The 16,373-nt window shown below is 40.9% G+C and carries 13 protein-coding genes; 2 read left to right on the top strand and 11 right to left on the bottom strand.

The genetic code is table 11. From position 1 onward, the window contains the following. The first annotated feature begins 125 nt into the window (after nt 1-125). Nucleotides 126-3,743, top strand: coding sequence for a CDP-glycerol glycerophosphotransferase family protein (locus tag BK049_RS10700; protein WP_244887339.1), 3,618 nt, complete (start codon nt 126-128; stop codon nt 3,741-3,743). Between the two features lie 49 nt (nt 3,744-3,792). Here the strand turns inward: BK049_RS10700 and manA are convergent, their stop codons facing one another. From manA to BK049_RS10645, 11 genes are all read right to left on the bottom strand, one after another. After that, nucleotides 3,793-4,743: a mannose-6-phosphate isomerase, class I gene (gene manA / locus BK049_RS10695; protein WP_008357550.1), complete on the bottom strand. Its 951-nt coding sequence runs from the start codon at nt 4,741-4,743 to the stop codon at nt 3,793-3,795. Between the two features lie 147 nt (nt 4,744-4,890). Then, on the bottom strand, nt 4,891-5,712 hold the full coding sequence (locus BK049_RS10690) for a carbohydrate ABC transporter permease (protein ID WP_008357551.1): 822 nt from the start codon (nt 5,710-5,712) through the stop codon (nt 4,891-4,893). Beyond that, a complete protein-coding gene (locus tag BK049_RS10685; RefSeq protein WP_174549229.1) occupies nt 5,709-6,680 on the bottom strand; it encodes a carbohydrate ABC transporter permease in 972 nt (323 codons plus the stop codon). The genes BK049_RS10690 and BK049_RS10685 overlap by 4 nt, the downstream gene beginning before the upstream one ends. Nucleotides 6,681-6,736: 56 nt before the next feature. Further along, entirely contained in the window at nt 6,737-8,005 is a 1,269-nt protein-coding gene (locus tag BK049_RS10680; RefSeq protein ID WP_071168482.1) for an ABC transporter substrate-binding protein, read from the bottom strand. A gap of 99 nt (nt 8,006-8,104) precedes the next feature. After that, the gene (locus BK049_RS10675; RefSeq protein WP_008357558.1) at nt 8,105-9,523 is read right to left on the bottom strand and encodes a response regulator; all 1,419 of its coding nucleotides are present in this window, start codon (nt 9,521-9,523) and stop codon (nt 8,105-8,107) included. Beyond that, nucleotides 9,517-10,956 carry a sensor histidine kinase gene (locus BK049_RS10670; protein ID WP_008357560.1) on the bottom strand — a complete coding sequence of 480 codons (1,440 nt, stop codon included), beginning with the start codon at nt 10,954-10,956 and terminating at the stop codon, nt 9,517-9,519. Before BK049_RS10670 ends, BK049_RS10675 begins: the two co-directional genes overlap by 7 nt. Next, nucleotides 10,953-11,954, bottom strand: coding sequence for a sugar-binding protein (locus BK049_RS10665; RefSeq protein ID WP_071168481.1), 1,002 nt, complete (start codon nt 11,952-11,954; stop codon nt 10,953-10,955). The genes BK049_RS10670 and BK049_RS10665 overlap by 4 nt, the downstream gene beginning before the upstream one ends. 71 nt (nt 11,955-12,025) lie before the next feature. Continuing rightward, the gene (locus BK049_RS10660; RefSeq protein ID WP_071168480.1) at nt 12,026-12,481 is read right to left on the bottom strand and encodes a GNAT family N-acetyltransferase; all 456 of its coding nucleotides are present in this window, start codon (nt 12,479-12,481) and stop codon (nt 12,026-12,028) included. A gap of 110 nt (nt 12,482-12,591) precedes the next feature. Continuing rightward, complete coding sequence (locus BK049_RS10655) at nt 12,592-13,200, bottom strand: bifunctional 4-hydroxy-2-oxoglutarate aldolase/2-dehydro-3-deoxy-phosphogluconate aldolase (protein WP_008357566.1); 609 nt, start codon at nt 13,198-13,200, stop codon at nt 12,592-12,594. Next, complete coding sequence (locus tag BK049_RS10650; protein WP_071168479.1) at nt 13,172-14,188, bottom strand: sugar kinase; 1,017 nt, start codon at nt 14,186-14,188, stop codon at nt 13,172-13,174. The genes BK049_RS10655 and BK049_RS10650 overlap by 29 nt, the downstream gene beginning before the upstream one ends. 85 nt (nt 14,189-14,273) lie before the next feature. Further along, nucleotides 14,274-15,284, bottom strand: a complete 1,011-nt coding sequence (locus tag BK049_RS10645) for a LacI family DNA-binding transcriptional regulator (protein WP_071168478.1) — start codon at nt 15,282-15,284, stop codon at nt 14,274-14,276. 260 nt (nt 15,285-15,544) lie between these two features. Between BK049_RS10645 and kduI the strand changes: the two genes are divergently transcribed. Then, on the top strand, nt 15,545-16,372 hold the full coding sequence (kduI, locus tag BK049_RS10640; protein WP_008357573.1) for a 5-dehydro-4-deoxy-D-glucuronate isomerase: 828 nt from the start codon (nt 15,545-15,547) through the stop codon (nt 16,370-16,372). Nucleotide 16,373: the final 1 nt, after the last annotated feature.

The following is a 16,373-nucleotide window of genomic DNA, read 5'->3' as shown; positions in this document are numbered from 1 at the left end:
TTTAAAGATATGGTATCATAAAACATTATTTGAATTTTCTATCGATAATTTCAAATTCACTTCTATTGTCAATAATAACGAATTTTTTGACTTTTTCAATAGTATTATTAAAAGGAGTCATAATGATGAAAATGAAAAAGAAAATCTCCAAACAGAAAAAAATATTAAAACGAAAAATAAAATTTTTAAAAGATCCTTTAATGAATTTTACTAAGGATCAAAGGCACCAAAGAAATAATTTGTATGCATTCTATTATCAGCGTTTTGATGTTGTTGAAAAAACCGTACTTTATGAATCTAGAGATGGAAAAAGTATGACCGATAGTCCATTAGCCATTTTTGAATATTTGCTACATAAGCCTAATTTTAAAGACTATACACACATTTGGGCAATTGAGGATTTTGAAATGTTAAAACCAATTTTAGATAAGTATACCGATTATCAAAACATCATTTTTGTAAAGCGTAATTCTAAAGATTATTTGAAATACTTAGCTACTGCAAAATATTTAATTAACAACTCTACTTTTCAACCATTTTTTATATGTAAAAAGGAACAAGTCTATATCAATACATGGCATGGCACACCTTTGAAATATATGGGCTTTGATATTCCAGGAAACCCTGCACATTCTCAGAATGTATTGAGAAATTTTTTAAACTCTGATTATCTCATTAGCCCAAATGAACATACAACAAGTATGTTTATAAATAGTTATAAGTTGAAACATCTTTTCTCGGGGGGAATTATAGAAGAAGGGTATCCAAGAATTGATTTAACGTTGAATACCAATCCTCTTGAATTTAAAAAAGACCTTCACTCTTTTGGGGTAGACCTTTCTTTAGAGAAAAAAACCATAGTATATGCACCTACTTGGAAAGGGACAAGTGTAGGTAAAGTTAAAAACAATTTAATTCAGATCACTTCTGACCTGAATTACTTACACGAACGTTACAGTCAAGAATATAATATTCTTCTTAAGCTTCATCCATTCCTGTATCACCAAGCCAGTCAATTAGTAGAATTACAAGGTCGACTGATACCAGACTTTGTCGATACAAATATGCTGCTAAGTGCGACCGATTTATTGATCACTGACTATTCAAGTATATTTTTTGATTTTCTAGTTACAAATAAACCCGTTCTTTTTTATATGTGGGATGCAGATGAATATAATGAAGAGCGAGGCATGTATTTTAATCTTAAAGACCTTCCTGGTCCCCGTCTTTATAATATTAAAGATTTGGCAGATTCAATTGCTTGTATAGAAGACATAAATTCAAGATTTAAACATCAGTATAATCGATTTAAACATGACTTCACAAAACATGACGATGGTAAAGTGACTGAAAGAGTTGTTAAAGCTATTTTCAACAAGGATACGGAAACCATCCGTTTCATCAATACTTTTCATGAAAAAAAAGAAAAGATATTGATTTACCCTGGGGGGATGAAAAATAATGGTATCACTTCCTCTTTCATTAACTTAACACAAAATATTGATTATCATAAATATGATGTTAGTTGCTTTATGAGTACACCAAACTCCAAAGAAGTATTAAATAATATTGCTAAAGTCAATAAAAATGTCAGGTTTATTTTCAAGCCAGGCCTACCTGTCTATACTTTACAAGAAGTTTATAAAGATAAATTCATTCATAATCGTGGAGTAACAGGTAAACTAGGAGAAAGGCTCTATCCACAAGATGCTTATTACAGAGAATTCAGCCGCCTTTTCGGAAAATCCACTTTTGACCATGTCATTGATTTTAGCGGCTATAGTTTATATTGGGCTAAATATCTCGTTTCTGCAGATGCTAAAACAAAAATATGTTTTATGCATAATGATCTTCTCTCAGATAGCGAAAGAACGATCAATGGTAAGAAGCCTCATAAAATAAATTTGAGAGGTTTATTCACCATATATCATAAATTTGATAAGTTGGTTAGTGTTTCTAAAGGTACAATGGAATTAAACAAACAGAATTTATCTAACTATGCAGATGAAAGTAAGTTTGATTATGTGATGAACTCAATCAATCCAGACAAAATTTTAGGAACAGAATTACAATCTAGTGACCAAAACACATCAAGCCTTATCCTATCAAATAAGCCTTTTAAATCAAGAGCAAAAATTTTAAGCAGCAAACATGATAAAATCTTTCCTACATTAGTAGAAGATGATCTCTCCACTTTTTCAAACAAAGAGTTTGAAAACAAAGTGGTGATGATTACAAGAAAAGCTGTAACAAAACAAAACGAAGTTCTATATAAGTTCTCTTATGAAGATCATGTTGTAGGATGGTTAAATAAAAAATCTTTCAAACTTCTTCCAGATAGCATTATATGTGAAGAAGAAGTTCATAGATTGGCAGTCATTACCAATCCTAATCGTAATGATATTTGGACAAAGCCCTATAAAACGAAGGGAATTAAAAAGGTTTCTTCGAGTCACCCCTATAAGAATATTATTGTAGAGATAGATCGAGAAGCTAGAACTGAACGTTCACTCTACTGTAGATTCTATATCAACAAACAACTAATAGGCTGGATAGACTCATCAGCACTAAAAATACTGCAGAATTATGAAGTAAATGGTGTTCCATCTGAGGAAAAACAAGTAATGATTGAAAATGAAAAAGAAACATTATTGAACAAAAATTACCACGAACACGAAGAATTTATTCGCTCATTGCACAATAGAACACTTTTAGAAAGAAAAATAAATAAGAAAATGAAAATTGTCCATACAGAGAATCATACAATATGGACAAAAGCATATCCAAATTTCGGATTTGCTAAAGTCTGCAGCGCTGAGTTATATAAAGATGCTATTGTGACTGTACACAAGAGCCACAAAACAAAAGAAGCGACATATTACCAATTTTCTTTAGACGGAAAAGTGATTGGATGGTTAAATGTAAGAGCGTTTAAAACATTAGATCATCAAACTATTTTAAACCGTAAAGAAGTGAGCTATTCTGCTTCTCTGCATTTAAATGAATTTAAAATTTATAAAAAAACTAGTGAAAATACTAGGTTTAAAGTCTTAAAAGATTATTATCTGTACAATCAAAAAGAAGTTGATATTACTGAAGAAATTACCACGCCTATATCAACTTACTGTTCCATAGAGCTTAATAATGAAAAAGTCGGATGGGTAGATAAAAAGGCACTTGAAATTCATGAAGTTCAAGGGTTTAAAATAGGAAATAGGTTTGTTCCTTATCCTTCCAAAGAACACTATAATTTTGTTAATATGGGACGTTTGTCTCCAGAAAAAGGACAAGATAATTTAATTACTGCTTTTAAACAACATGTAGAAACCAATGCAAATAGCAGACTATATATTCTCGGCGATGGCCCTCTTAAAAATGACCTTCAAAAGTTAATAGACAAATTAAAATTGCAAAACTATGTGTTTTTAGTAGGCCAAGTTGAAAATCCATTTACCATCCTAAAAATGTGTGACTGCTTTGTTTTATCATCGCACTATGAGGGCCAGCCAATGGTACTTTTAGAAGCAATGACGCTAGGGATGGATATCTTGGCAACAGATATTATTGCCAATCGAACAGTTTTAGAGAATGGTAAATACGGTGCTTTAGTCAATAACAGTGTCGATGGGCTTGTAGGCGGGCTTAATAACTTTAGTACCCATACAAATCCTACTTATGCTACATTCAATTACAAAGAGTACAATAAAAGAGCAATGGATACTTTTTATAAAGTGTTAAATTAACTAGAAAAGACTTTCAAGCTGTATACCACACTTGAAAGTCTTTTTCTTTTTATATATGTGACACAATGAGTTCACAAGATCCTTCAATCGAGAAGCTCCCTGTTTCAGCTGGCAGGATAAAATGAGCCCCTTTTGGCAGTGGGTACGTGTTCCCATTATGCTCTAAAGACCCTTCCCCATTAATAACACTGCACAGCAAAAACGGATAATCCTGCGAAAGCTCTACTTTTTGATCAATTTCCCATTTATACACAGAGAAATATTCTGCTTCGACAAATGTTCGAATGGTCACCCCTGGACGAGTTTCTACTGATTCATCTGCATAACCGTCTACATGAGGAACCGTTGTGACATCAATAGCTTGCGCGAAGTGAAGTTCACGCTCATTGCCATTTTGGTCTTTTCGTTCATAATCATACACCCGGTAAGTCGTATCTGAGCTTTGCTGCGTTTCAAGGACAAGCGTTCCTTCACATAGCGCATGAATGGTTCCGCTCGGCACATAATAAAAATCGCCAGGCTTAATTTTCACTCGCCGCAAGAGACCTTCCCAATCTCCGCTGTTCATCATGGTCACCAGCTCAGTTCGTGTTCTTGCATTATGACCATAAATCATTTCTGCTCCTTCTTTGCAGTCAATGATGTACCAGCACTCTGTTTTTCCAAGCTCTCCATTTTCATGTCTTCCCGCATAATCATCATCTGGATGTACTTGAACGGATAAGTCTTGGTTTGCATCTAAAATTTTGGTTAATAGCGGGAAGCGGTCGCCTTCTATTCCCCCGAACAATTCTCTGTGATTGTCCCAGAGTTCGATCAACGTTTTCCCTTTATATGGACCGTCTTGCACGACACTTGGTCCGTTTGGATGAGCAGAAATTGCCCAGCATTCTCCCGTTCGATCAGAAGGAATATCATAGCCAAATTGATCTCTTAAGGCTGTACCTCCCCATATTCTCTCCTTCAATTCAGGCAGTAAAAAAATTGGTGACTGCTTCATTCAGGATGACTCCTCCCTTTGCTACCCTTTGATAACCCTTGCCAAGCATGATGAAAACTAGCAAGTCTCAACTTTTATTATGACGCTATCTAAAGAGAAGTCAATCCTTTCAGTACACCGAATGAAAACGATAACACCCAAAATGTTTCACCCTTTAACTGAGCCTGCAAGAAGCCCTTTCACAAAGTATTTTCCAAGCAGAATATACACCAAAAGGGTCGGCAGTGCTGCCAAAATAGCCCCTGCCATCTGGACATTCCATTGTACAATTTGACTGCCTGATAGATTTTGCAAGGCAACCATGACCGGCTGATGCTCCGCAGTGGTCATCGTGACCGCAAATAAAAACTCATTCCACACATTTGTGAACTGCCAAATGGCAACCACGACAAATCCCGTAATAGAAAGCGGCAGAATCATATGTCTGAAGATCCCGATAAACCCTGCTCCATCCATTTTCGCCGATTCAATCATTTCATCAGGAATGCTCACATAGAAATTGCGGAACATAAGTGTTGTGATTGGCAGGCCATATACGACATGGACAAGCACAAGGCCTGGAATGGAGTTATACAAACCAATTTCACGTAAAAATTGAATGAGTGGAATGAGAATGCTCTGATACGGAATAAACATACCGAACAGCATCAACGTAAACACCACTTCTGACCCTTTGAAACGCCATTTGGACAGTACATACCCATTCATCGCACCTAATACAGCAGACAATAAGGTAGCAGGAATGACAAGGTAAAGAGAATTCATTAAATTGGGCGATAATTTTTCAAAAGCGATTTGATAGCTTGAAAAATCGAGTGTAGACGGAAGCGACCACATTCGCTCAAGCGTGACTTCACCTAATGGCTTTAAGCTTGTAACGAGCATGACATAGACAGGCATGAGAAAAAATAGACTGCACAACATCAGCAGCGCATAGAGAACTGGACGAACGAACCTTCTTGCGGTCATGATGAAGCCCCCTTCCGGCTAGACAGGAGATACGGTACGATAAAGACCGCAACAGAGATCAGCATGACGATTGCAATGGCGGCACCGCCTGCATAATGGTTTCCTCTAAAGGTCATTTCGAACATATAAACACCCGGCACATCGGTGACAAAGTTCGCACCTGGTCCTGTCATCGAGTAAATCAAATCGAAAATCTTCAAAGAAATATGAGCCATGATAATAATAACACTCGCTGTAATTGGTTTTAAAAGCGGGAAGATGATTTTCCGGTAGATTTGCCACTCAGTGGCTCCATCCATTCTAGCAGCCTCTCTCACTTCCTCTGGGATGCCTCTAAGACCTGCCAAATACATCGCTAGTGAGAACCCTGTCATTTGCCACACAGCTGCAATGACGACTGCAATCATTGCAGCTGGTACACCAAATTCAATTTTCCCCCATACAAATCCAGCTAAAATGTTCGTATCAGTGTACCACTTTGGCTGGATGCCAAGTGTTTTCAAAAACAGATTCACGCCAGTTGACGGATTTAAAATCCATTGCCACACGACACCGGTGACAACGAAGGAAAGGGCCATTGGAAAGAAGAATAAATTCCGAAAAAGTGATTCACCCTTGATTTTCTGATCTAGTAAAATGGCCAGTACAAGCCCTGAAGCAATGACCGCTCCAATAAAAAACAGTGTAAAAAAGACCGTGTTCCGAAGATCTGACTGAAATCGGAAATCTTGAAACAGCATGACATAATTGCGTATACCCGCAAAAGAGAAATCAGGAACAAGCGACGTCCAGTTGGTTAATGAAACATAACCTGTCCAGCCAATAAAGCCGTAAACAAAGATGAATAACAAAACAGCTGATGGTGCTAAAAATAGCAGGGCAAGCAACTGGTCTCCATTCCATTTTTTCCGAACACGTTTCACTTTTGCCGCTGGTGTTTTTGTGATCGGCGATGTGTCCATGCGCATGAAGCTACACTCCTTTTTAAAAAAGAGGCGGTGCCTATCGGCCGCCTCTTTAGACTTTATTTCATTGCATCTTTTAAAGAAGAAACAAACTGACTGCTGTCTTTTTGTGTCACGAAAATATTGACGGCTTGGTTTGCCTTCGTCACAAAGCCTTCTTCAGCAGCTGAGCCATGTGCGAGGGACGGCGCCAGCTTTGACTCTTTAAATGCCTTCATGGCCGATTTTCCATATTCATCATATTTTGATACATCTGCATCCACACGCGCCGGAATGGATCCCTTCAGCGGATTAAACGCATCCTGACCTTCCACAGATCCCAACACAGATAAGAACTTCTTCACGTTTTCTGGCTGTTTGACACCCTTTGGCAGTCCGAATGTATCAGTGATCACCATAAAGCTTCCCTCCGTACCAGGCGTTGCCACGTATCCGAAGTCTTTGTTCACCTTCAAGTCCAGATCATTCACAAAGTATCCCTTTGCCCAGTCGCCCATAACATTCATCGCTGCTTCCCCTTTTGCCACGAGCTGTGAGGCATCCTGCCAGTTACGAGAGCTATGATCGTCATTGACGTATTCGAGCATACGTCCAAAGATGTCTGCCGCTTCCTTCACCTTGGCGTCATCCAGTTTCAAGTCGCCCGTCCAAAGTTTCTGATAATCATCTGCGCCTAATACACCAAGCAGCACACTTTCAAACAAATGAGTAGCTGCCCATGGTTCTTTATCTCCAAGCGCAAGTGGTGTAATCCCTTTTTTCTTTAATGCATCTGCTGTTTTGAAAAATTCATCAAATGTTGTGGGCGGCTCTAAGCCTTGATCTTCAAAAACCTTTTTGTTATACCAAAGCACATTGCCTCGGTGAATATTCACTGGAACGGAATAGATTTTCCCATCTTTGCTCACAAGGTCAATCAGTGATTCTGGAAATTTGTCCTTCCAGCCTTCTTTTTCATAAAGATCATCCAGCGGCTCCATTTTACCTGCCGCGACCCAGCTTTCATTCAGCTCTGCCCCGCCATGTACTTGGAAGGTAGCTGGCGGATCATTCCCTTGCATCCGGCTCGTCAGAACAGCCTTGGCATTCGTACCAGCGCCACCAGCGACAGCTGCATTTTCAATTGGAATGTCTTTATTTTTCTCTTCAAACAATTGAATGAGTGCCTTCAGCCCGTCTTCCTCACCTGCACCAGTCCACCAAGAGAAAATTTCTAGCTTCTCCGCTCCGCCCTCTTTCTTTGCATCTGAGTTCGTCGATGAACTGCAAGCAGAGATGACCAGCATACAGAGTGCCAATAAAGTTAAGCCTAATTTAAATTTCATCATGGATCCCCCATCCCTTTTTTGTAAGCGTTATCAAAATAAGTATACTGGCAGATCCTTGCTTTTTTTCAGGCAAATTTCTTCACTTTTTTATGAAATTCTTCATTTTTTTACGACCTGTTTTCGATATTCTTTCGGTGAACAGCCGACCGTTTTCTTAAAGACACGACTGACGTAATTCGGATCTGTATATCCTGCTTGATAGGTAATTTCTTTTAAACTAAGCGAACTGTCTTTGAGAAGCTTCTTAATTTTGTCCAGCCGGCAGGTCGTCACATATTCTTTAAACGTCAGACCGGTCTCATCTTTAAAGCGTTTTGTGAAATAAGTTGGGCTTAATTCGACATAGGCAGCGGTTTGCTCCAGCGTGATATTTTCATAAAAATGTGTTTTAATGTATCGTTTCGCCCGCTCTATGTCATTCACTGTCTGAGTTCTTGCTTCATACAGGTCAAATAAATGCTCACAGCATTGGCGGCATTCTGCTTCCGTAGTGATCGTTAAAACAGGTAAATCTGCTCGAAGTCGTGACTTTAATAAGATGAGCAGCTCTTTTACATGTGAAATGGTCGCTCCTTCTAAATAAAAGGCATCATAATATGCTAGGGCGTCCTCTCTCCTCCCTTCTTCTAGTGCAAGCATCATGTCATCGGCAAGCTCCGGCAGATTCATTAATGGAATGGATTGCAGCTCTGTGTTGTAAAAACCATAACGAACAACGCCGCCATCCTTTTTGCGCTGATAATAGGACAGCTTAGCCTCTGCTGCACTTTTTTGAAGATGAAGCGGGTTGGAGACTGGGTGTCCCATGCCAACGACAGGGGAAGGCTGTTCTCTTGTCATGGCAGCTCGAATGGCTTGAAGTACGTCCGCCTTTAGCTGCCCCGGTGCTTGATGGCTATAAATAAAGCACGTCATCAGCCCGCCGCCCGCCTGAATAGGCACCGCATTAAAAAGAGCGGATTTCTGTAAATCAATCAGTAACTGATCCCCGCCAGTCCGCTGAACAGCGATGACGAGGCCTGCTTTAAATGCCTGAAACAGCCGCTCAAACTCCATCGAGGTATCAGGCTGTCCGTTGAATACATGGGCTTCCAGCCACTTTGACTGCTGAATGACTGCTTCTTCCTGCCGCTGAGAAGCCTCCCGCTGAATTTCAGCTGCAACAGACCGAATGACTTTAATGGTTTCGTCTTTGTCAGCTGGTTTGACGAGGTATTGTTTGACCCCTTCCTGCATGGCTTGCTTGGCGTAATCAAACGTATCGTAGGCTGTCAGCATAATAAATTTTGTGTATGGACAGCTTGCTTTGATCTGTTTGATCGCTGTCAGTCCATCCATGCCAGGCATCTGAATATCCATGAGCACAAGGTCAACTGGCTCTGATCGTACAAATTCAACCGCTTTCTTTCCATTCTCAGCTTCCCCTGCAATATGACACTCTGGCAGCCATTCGGTCATGAACTTACGCATCGCCATCCGCTCAATTTTTTCATCATCTACAATCAGCACGTTCAACATGCTCGTTCCTCCTTTATCGGAATCGCCAATTGAATGGTGGTGCCTTCATTTGGCTTTGAATCAATTTGAAGCGCATCCTGCACCCCGTAAAATAAACGCAGTCTTGATATCACATTTCGAAGACCAATCCCTGTCGAGTGGCCTTTACTGAGTGTGTTCGAATCATCCTCTTCTTGCGATAGCAATCTCTTTTTCTCTCTATCACTGATTCCAAGTCCATTATCCTGAATCCGAATCATCACAAAGCCTTTGTCTCGATAGATAGAGAGCTTAACAAGCCCGTTCTCCTCCTTTGGTTCTACCCCATGAATAAAGGCATTTTCGACAAGCGGCTGTAAGGTGAGACTTGGAATATGAACAGATAGACATGACTCATCTATGGTCGTTTTACATGTAATGCGATCGGCAAATCTCGTTTCTTGTATATGAAAATATTCTTTGACCACTTTCACCTCTTGTTCTAACGTGACGGACGTGCTGAGAGGAGATAACGAATACCGCATCAGTGTAGAAACAGATTGAATCAATTTCGATGTCGCATCAGCTGACTCTAAGTAAGCCATACGTGATACGATGTTTAATGTATTAAATAAAAAGTGTGGATTCATTTGGTTTTGCAGTGTTTTCAACTTCATGTCTTTGATTTTTTGATCTAAGGCAGCCTTTTGTTTCATCTCTTCAATCATCACCTTCATCTCTTGCCGCATTCGTTGAAAGGCATCATTTAACACAGAGATTTCGTCCTTTGATGTCACATGCAAATTCGGCCCATCAAAATGACCTTCTGATACTTCTTTGGCACTCCGAGATAGATGAACAATTGGTCTTGAGATTCCGCCAGCAATCATATAAGCCATCCATAATGCGATCCCTATGGATAACGTAAACAGGCACAGAGTAAAGAGCGCATACGTATGATGTCTTTTTTGAAGTGATTGATAGAGTACCTGATACTCAGATAATTCATCATCCAGAAGGGTCATCGTCTGCTCTTGTATATAAGAGGAGACGGTTCTTACTTCTTTCACACTTGCAGCATATTCTTTGATTTTCCCTTCTTTGACATGAGTCATGGTCGCATCACTTTCATTCATGAGCGTCCGCATCATATATTGATATTTTTCAATGGAGGGAATTGCGGCATGAAGCCCTGCATCTTTCAGGAGCATCTGATCATAGGACGTCATTTTCTGTTTCGATTCACCATATTCTTTAGCAAACTGTCGGTCCTTTTCAATGGCATAGGCATTGACCTTTTCATACATCGTTTTTGCTTCTGTCGATATATCATTCAGCAGGAGAAAGGAACGAAAGCTCTTGCTATATTCTGATGTTATTTTCGAGCTGCTCCAATAAACAAAAAAAGCGGCCACGTTGCCAAGGAGCACAAGGATTAAAAATGCCAATAATAATTTACTTCGAATCCGCTTCATGGCTGAACCCCCTGCAGCTTTTCTGCTTGATAAAGAGGCAGGTCCTTCCGCCGAATCACACTGGTTCCCGTGTACTGAAGCGGCTCTTCTTTTTCACCTTTTTGCAAACGAACAAGTGATTCAACCGCTTGGTAGCCCATTTCATAAGGATGCTGCACGACCACCGCATCAATTTCTCCTTCATCAAGCGCCTGAATCGTATCAGGCAAAGTGTCAAATGCGAGCACATAAAAATCAGCAGAAGATCGATATTGCTCTGTTGCTTGAATGATGCCTACACCGTCTAATGCACTTGTTCCATAAAATGCAGTGAGCTCCGCATGATCGTTTAGTAGTTTATACGCAGCACCGGAAGCCCCTGATTTCGTAATGGCTGATTCTTCTATGCCAACAAGATGAATGCGTTTTTCAGCAGAAACTGCATCTCGAAATCCCTTCACGCGAAGCTTCTGGTGGATCGCATCAAGCCGCCCCGTGACAATGCCAACATACTGTTCGCCTTTTGTATCTGCGATGAGCGCCTGTCCTGCAATAAAACCTGAATAATAATTATCCGTTCCAACATACACTTGGCGCTTGCTCTCCTCTGCATCGGTATCGACTGTGACGACATCAATCCCTTTTTCCCTCGCTTTTTGAAAGAGAGGCTTGTATTTCGTCGCATCAAGTCCCTGCGTCATAATGCCATCTACATGCCCGGCAATCGCCATATCAATGGTTTTCAGGTGATCATCTACATCAGCCTGCTTTGGACCTAGATATTCAAGATACACACGATGAACTTCAGCCGCATCAGCAGCTCCCTTTTGCACCAATTGCCAATATTCATTATCAAGTTCCTCCGGCACAAGGACAAAGTGATATTGATATGTTGACACCGCCTTTTCGGAAGCGCTTTCAATTTTAACTAGATCTAGACCTAATACACATAAAAAACCCACGGATACCACACAAAATGTGAGAAATGCGCCCATTCCAATCCACTTAGACCATTTCACGCATATCCCCCTCCTTCCATTGTTACCGCATAAAAAAAAGAGCTGCTTATAAAAGCATACTCTCTCGACCTCTATAATTCCTTTGTCATAAATAAACTGTTTGGATCTTCTTGATATGAACCAAAAGGCGGGCAATATTGAAACCCAAAGCTTTCATATAATTTTCTTGCCGGTTCAAAGAAAGCAATCGCACCCGTTTCAAGGCTGACTCGTGTATAGCCTCGCTTCTTCGCCTCTTGGAGAAGATGGGTAAGCAGATGCTTCGCTACCCCTTTTCGCATATGGGCTGCCGCTGTCCTCATTGATTTGAGTTCCCCATGTTCACTTGATAACTCCTTGATGGCTCCGCAGCCAAGAAGCGACTCCCCATCCCACACACTCCACACTGTGACATCTTCTTTTTTCAAATCATCTAGTGGAAGAGCATGAATGCTTTCTGGCGGTGAATGCTTCTTCATCTCTACTAAATGGCCGGCAATCAACTGTTCTATCCGTCCATCTTTTAGTTCATCTTGTTGAATGTACATACCAATCTCTCCTTTATACACATTGTACGTGAAAAGGTGCGTCTTCCCCGCTATGATGTCAGATAAACGAACAAACAACCGGCATCCATGAGCCAGTTGTTTGTTGTCATCTATATGATGGATGAGGAGAGAACAGCTTGTAATTCTTCTGCTGTACTGCTTTCAAGCTGGCTGCCGACACCTACGGCCACTGCTCCTGCTTCGAGCCATTTAGGGACATCAACTGGATGAATACCGCCAGTTGGAATGAATTCAATTTCAGGAAATGGACCTTGTAAGTTTTTCATATAGGACAAACCGAAGGAGCCGCTCGGAAAAAGTTTTAACAAACTGTATCCATTGGCTTTTGCCTGCATGATTTCACTCGGGGTCAGGACACCTGGTACATAGAGTGTATCGTGAAAGGATAGATGCTCTCCGATTACAGGAAGATATCCCGGGCTGACAATAAACTGAGAGCCTGCCTCAATGGCTGATTGTGCCTGTTCAAGTGTCGTAATGGTTCCCGCTCCAACAATGAGGTCTTGCTCATGCCGAAAGGATGCGATGATGCGTTCGGCATTTGGGGTAGTATACGTCACTTCAATGGCACGCACCCCTTTTTTCTTTAAACGCTCAATCATCCCTAGCCCCTCTGCCTCACTATCTGCTCTAACTACTGCAATCAGTTTACAAGCCGAAAGCTGCTCTTTAACGCTCAAACTTGCTGACTTTCCCATACTTCTCATCCTCCTTCATTTCGTTTCGCCTTTGATATCGTTTTGCTTCTTTCATAAATGCCTGAAGCTTCTCCCGCGTAGGCAGTCCATCATGATCTCCTGGCGACATAACCGCAAGTGCCCCAATGGCATTACCCCTTGTCACGGATTTTTCATATGATAAGCCGTCAAGCAGGCCACTAATGACCCCAACTGCAAATCCATCACCAGCACCAACCGTATCAACGACATCTTGAACATGAAAACCCTCGACAATGCCTTGACCGGCTGCACTTTTAAAAAAGGCACCTTCCGCTCCGAGCTTAATGACCACGAGTTTGACACCTTTTTGCAAATAAACGTCTGCAATCTCTTCCGGCTCATGACACCCAGTGAGTCTTTGCCCTTCTGCAAGTCCGGGGAAAAACCAATCTACTTGAGAAGCCATCTGGTTCACCGTATGAATCATATCTTCTTCCTCTTCCCAAAGCTGAAACCTAAGGTTCGGGTCAAATGAAATCGTTTTTCCTGCTCCCTTCATTTCTTTTAGGGCATGAAAAGAGAACGCTCTCATTTCACTGGACACTGCAGGTGGAATGCCTGTCAAATGAAGGTGTCCGGCCTGATTAAAATAGGCGGAAGGAAAGTCGCTTGGATTCATGGTGCTCGCAGCAGAGCCTTTCCGGTAATACGTCACATCCGGATCTCCATTGATGACTTTTGATTTCAGCAATATCCCCGTTTGAGACCCATCATTTGAACGGAGCACTGCATTTGTATCGACCCCTTCTTTTTGAAGCTCTTCTAAAACAAATGTGCCAAGTGAGTCTGCTCCGACTTTGCTCATCCAGCCTACCTCAAAGCCTAACCTTGCCAAGCCGATAGCGACGTTACTCTCTGCACCAGCAAGTGCTTTTTGGAACGTATTCACTTGATGAAGCTCCCCAATTTCTTTTGCATAAAACATCGCCATTGATTCCCCAAATGTGATCACATCCAATGCTTTCACTCCATTCTCCCCTTTCTTGGTACCGGTTTCAAATTAGTTGAAAAAGAGAGAGCATGCACGTATGGATACTCTTCTCTGCCTTCGCTTATATAGATTTTCTCACCATGATTTCACCATCGAGTTGAATGGTTTGGGGAGCACTTTCATCCCCTTCAAGCCGCGTTTTGATTTTTTGCATGGCTGCTTTCCCCATTTCATGAGATGGCTGTGCAACCGTTGTGATTCCTGGACCTATCAGCTTATACCATTCTGTATCATCAAATCCGGCAATGCCTGTCTCCTCAGGAATCTTTACCCCAAGCTCCACGAGTTCACTGATGAGCTTCAGCATGAGTAATCCATTGCCGGCTAAAATTGCTTTTTTCTGGTTGTTTGATTGTAAAAAACGACGAACCTCATGCCGCATTTGTTCCTTTTGCTTCAAATTGATTTCTGCAATCATGGGCTTCTTATGTTTACTCATGACCGTCTGTTCATATGCTTCTTTCCGTTCTTCACGAGGACTAATCCCATCGACCGGCTCAGTAAAGAAAGCGATGTGCTCGTAGCCTTTTTCATACATTTGATGGAGTAGACGAATCGTGATATCTCGGTTATTCGTTGTCACAGTGTCGACCTTGAGTTCAGGTAATTTACGGTCCACAAGAACAATCGGTACACCGTTTTTCTTAAAATCTTGCAGAATGTCATTGTTTTGACCAGTCGTATTGATGATCAGCCCTTCAATATAATGCGCATTCAGCTTCAGAAGCATTTCTCGTTCTTTTTCTGGACGATTATCTGTGTTGCACACCATGATGCTGTAACCATATTCATCACAAATTTCTTCAACACCGCGAAGTGTCGCCACAGAGAAAGGATTCGTAATATCGGCCACAATAAAACCAATGACCTTGCTTTTTCTTACTTTCAGCCCTTGAGCAAGCTGACTCGGACGATAATGGAGCTCATCAATGGCTTTTTTAATCTTTTTTACTTTTTCAGTAGAAATTTCATTTGTTCTGCCATTGATGTACCTGGATACAGTTGATTTTGAGACACCTGCATAAGCTGCAACTTCGTTAATGGTGACCTTCGTTTGCTTTTTCTCTTTCATTCAAAAAACTCCCACGTTCGATCTTCTGATTTGTTTCGAAACCGATTTCAAATAAACTTAAAAAGAGCATATCATAAGTTGATGAATATCAGAAGATTTTTTTTTATAATCATGAAGAAAAATCCTTTTATATAAATAAAGAAAACGATTTCAAATTAACGGTTGACGCCGCTCTCTTTTTCCTCTAAAATTTTCCTTGAAACCGATACCAAATAAAATATCCATATGTTGTTTCAGATGGAAAGGGAGGCTTATCTTAAATGGAAAATCGTTATGCTGTACATCCTGAGCAGGTCAAGCGTTTTACAACAGAGGAACTTCGTCGTCATTTTCATATTCCTACACTATTTGTCAGTGGTGAATTGAAGCTGTATTATTCGCATGAGGATCGCGTGGTGATTGGTGGCGTCATGCCAAAATCAGAACCGATCAAATTGGATGCCGGCGACTTTTTACGTACGGATTATTTCCTTGAAAGACGGGAGATTGGCATCGTGAATGTCGGCGGGCAGGGAACGGTCACAGTCGATGGTGAGTCTTTTGTGCTGGAGCATAAAGATTTCTTATATATTGGACTTGGACACGAACATGTAGAATTTGCTAGCTCATCAGGCGAGCAGGCCAAGTTCTATCTTGTGTCAGCCACTGCTCATAGAGCGTACCCTACGCAAAAGGCAGCCATCGCTGACTTAACACCGAATCACTTAGGGGAAGCGGCGGCCTCAAACGTACGAAATCTGTATCAAGTCATCCATGCAGACGGCATCCAAAGCTGTCAGCTGATGATGGGGATTACTCAGCTTGAAACCAACAACACATGGAACACGATGCCTGCTCATATTCATGATCGGCGGATGGAAGTGTACTTATATCTTGATATAGAAGAAGATGCACGTGTCTTTCATTTTATGGGGGAGCCATCTGAAACGAGACATCTCGTTGTTGCAAATGAAGAAGCGGTCATTTCACCTGCGTGGTCCATTCATTCAGGCTCAGGTACAGCGAATTATTCATTTATTTGGGCAATGGCGGGAGAAAATTACACGTTCAAAGATATGGACTTTGTCCCAATGGACCAGTTGAGGTAAT

It is taken from the genome of Bacillus xiamenensis (assembly GCF_001857925.1).
GTDB lineage: Bacteria > Bacillota > Bacilli > Bacillales > Bacillaceae > Bacillus > Bacillus xiamenensis.
The sequence above is the reverse complement of the archived record's forward strand: the minus strand, read 5'-3'. Positions and strand labels throughout refer to the sequence as shown.

Excerpts from the sequence above, each read along its gene's own strand:
- BK049_RS10690 (WP_008357551.1), bottom strand. The coding sequence starts at position 5,712 with ATGACCGCAAGAAGGTTCGTTCGTCCAGTTCTCTATGCGCTGCTGATG.
- BK049_RS10670 (WP_008357560.1), bottom strand. The coding sequence starts at position 10,956 with ATGAAGCGGATTCGAAGTAAATTATTATTGGCATTTTTAATCCTTGTG.
- manA (WP_008357550.1), bottom strand. The coding sequence starts at position 4,743 with ATGAAGCAGTCACCAATTTTTTTACTGCCTGAATTGAAGGAGAGAATA.
- BK049_RS10675 (WP_008357558.1), bottom strand. The coding sequence starts at position 9,523 with ATGTTGAACGTGCTGATTGTAGATGATGAAAAAATTGAGCGGATGGCG.
- BK049_RS10660 (WP_071168480.1), bottom strand. The coding sequence starts at position 12,481 with ATGTACATTCAACAAGATGAACTAAAAGATGGACGGATAGAACAGTTG.
- BK049_RS10655 (WP_008357566.1), bottom strand. The coding sequence starts at position 13,200 with ATGGGAAAGTCAGCAAGTTTGAGCGTTAAAGAGCAGCTTTCGGCTTGT.
- BK049_RS10700 (WP_244887339.1), top strand. The coding sequence starts at position 126 with ATGAAAATGAAAAAGAAAATCTCCAAACAGAAAAAAATATTAAAACGA.
- BK049_RS10680 (WP_071168482.1), bottom strand. The coding sequence starts at position 8,005 with ATGATGAAATTTAAATTAGGCTTAACTTTATTGGCACTCTGTATGCTG.
- BK049_RS10685 (WP_174549229.1), bottom strand. The coding sequence starts at position 6,680 with ATGCGCATGGACACATCGCCGATCACAAAAACACCAGCGGCAAAAGTG.
- BK049_RS10645 (WP_071168478.1), bottom strand. The coding sequence starts at position 15,284 with ATGAAAGAGAAAAAGCAAACGAAGGTCACCATTAACGAAGTTGCAGCT.
- kduI (WP_008357573.1), top strand. The coding sequence starts at position 15,545 with ATGGAAAATCGTTATGCTGTACATCCTGAGCAGGTCAAGCGTTTTACA.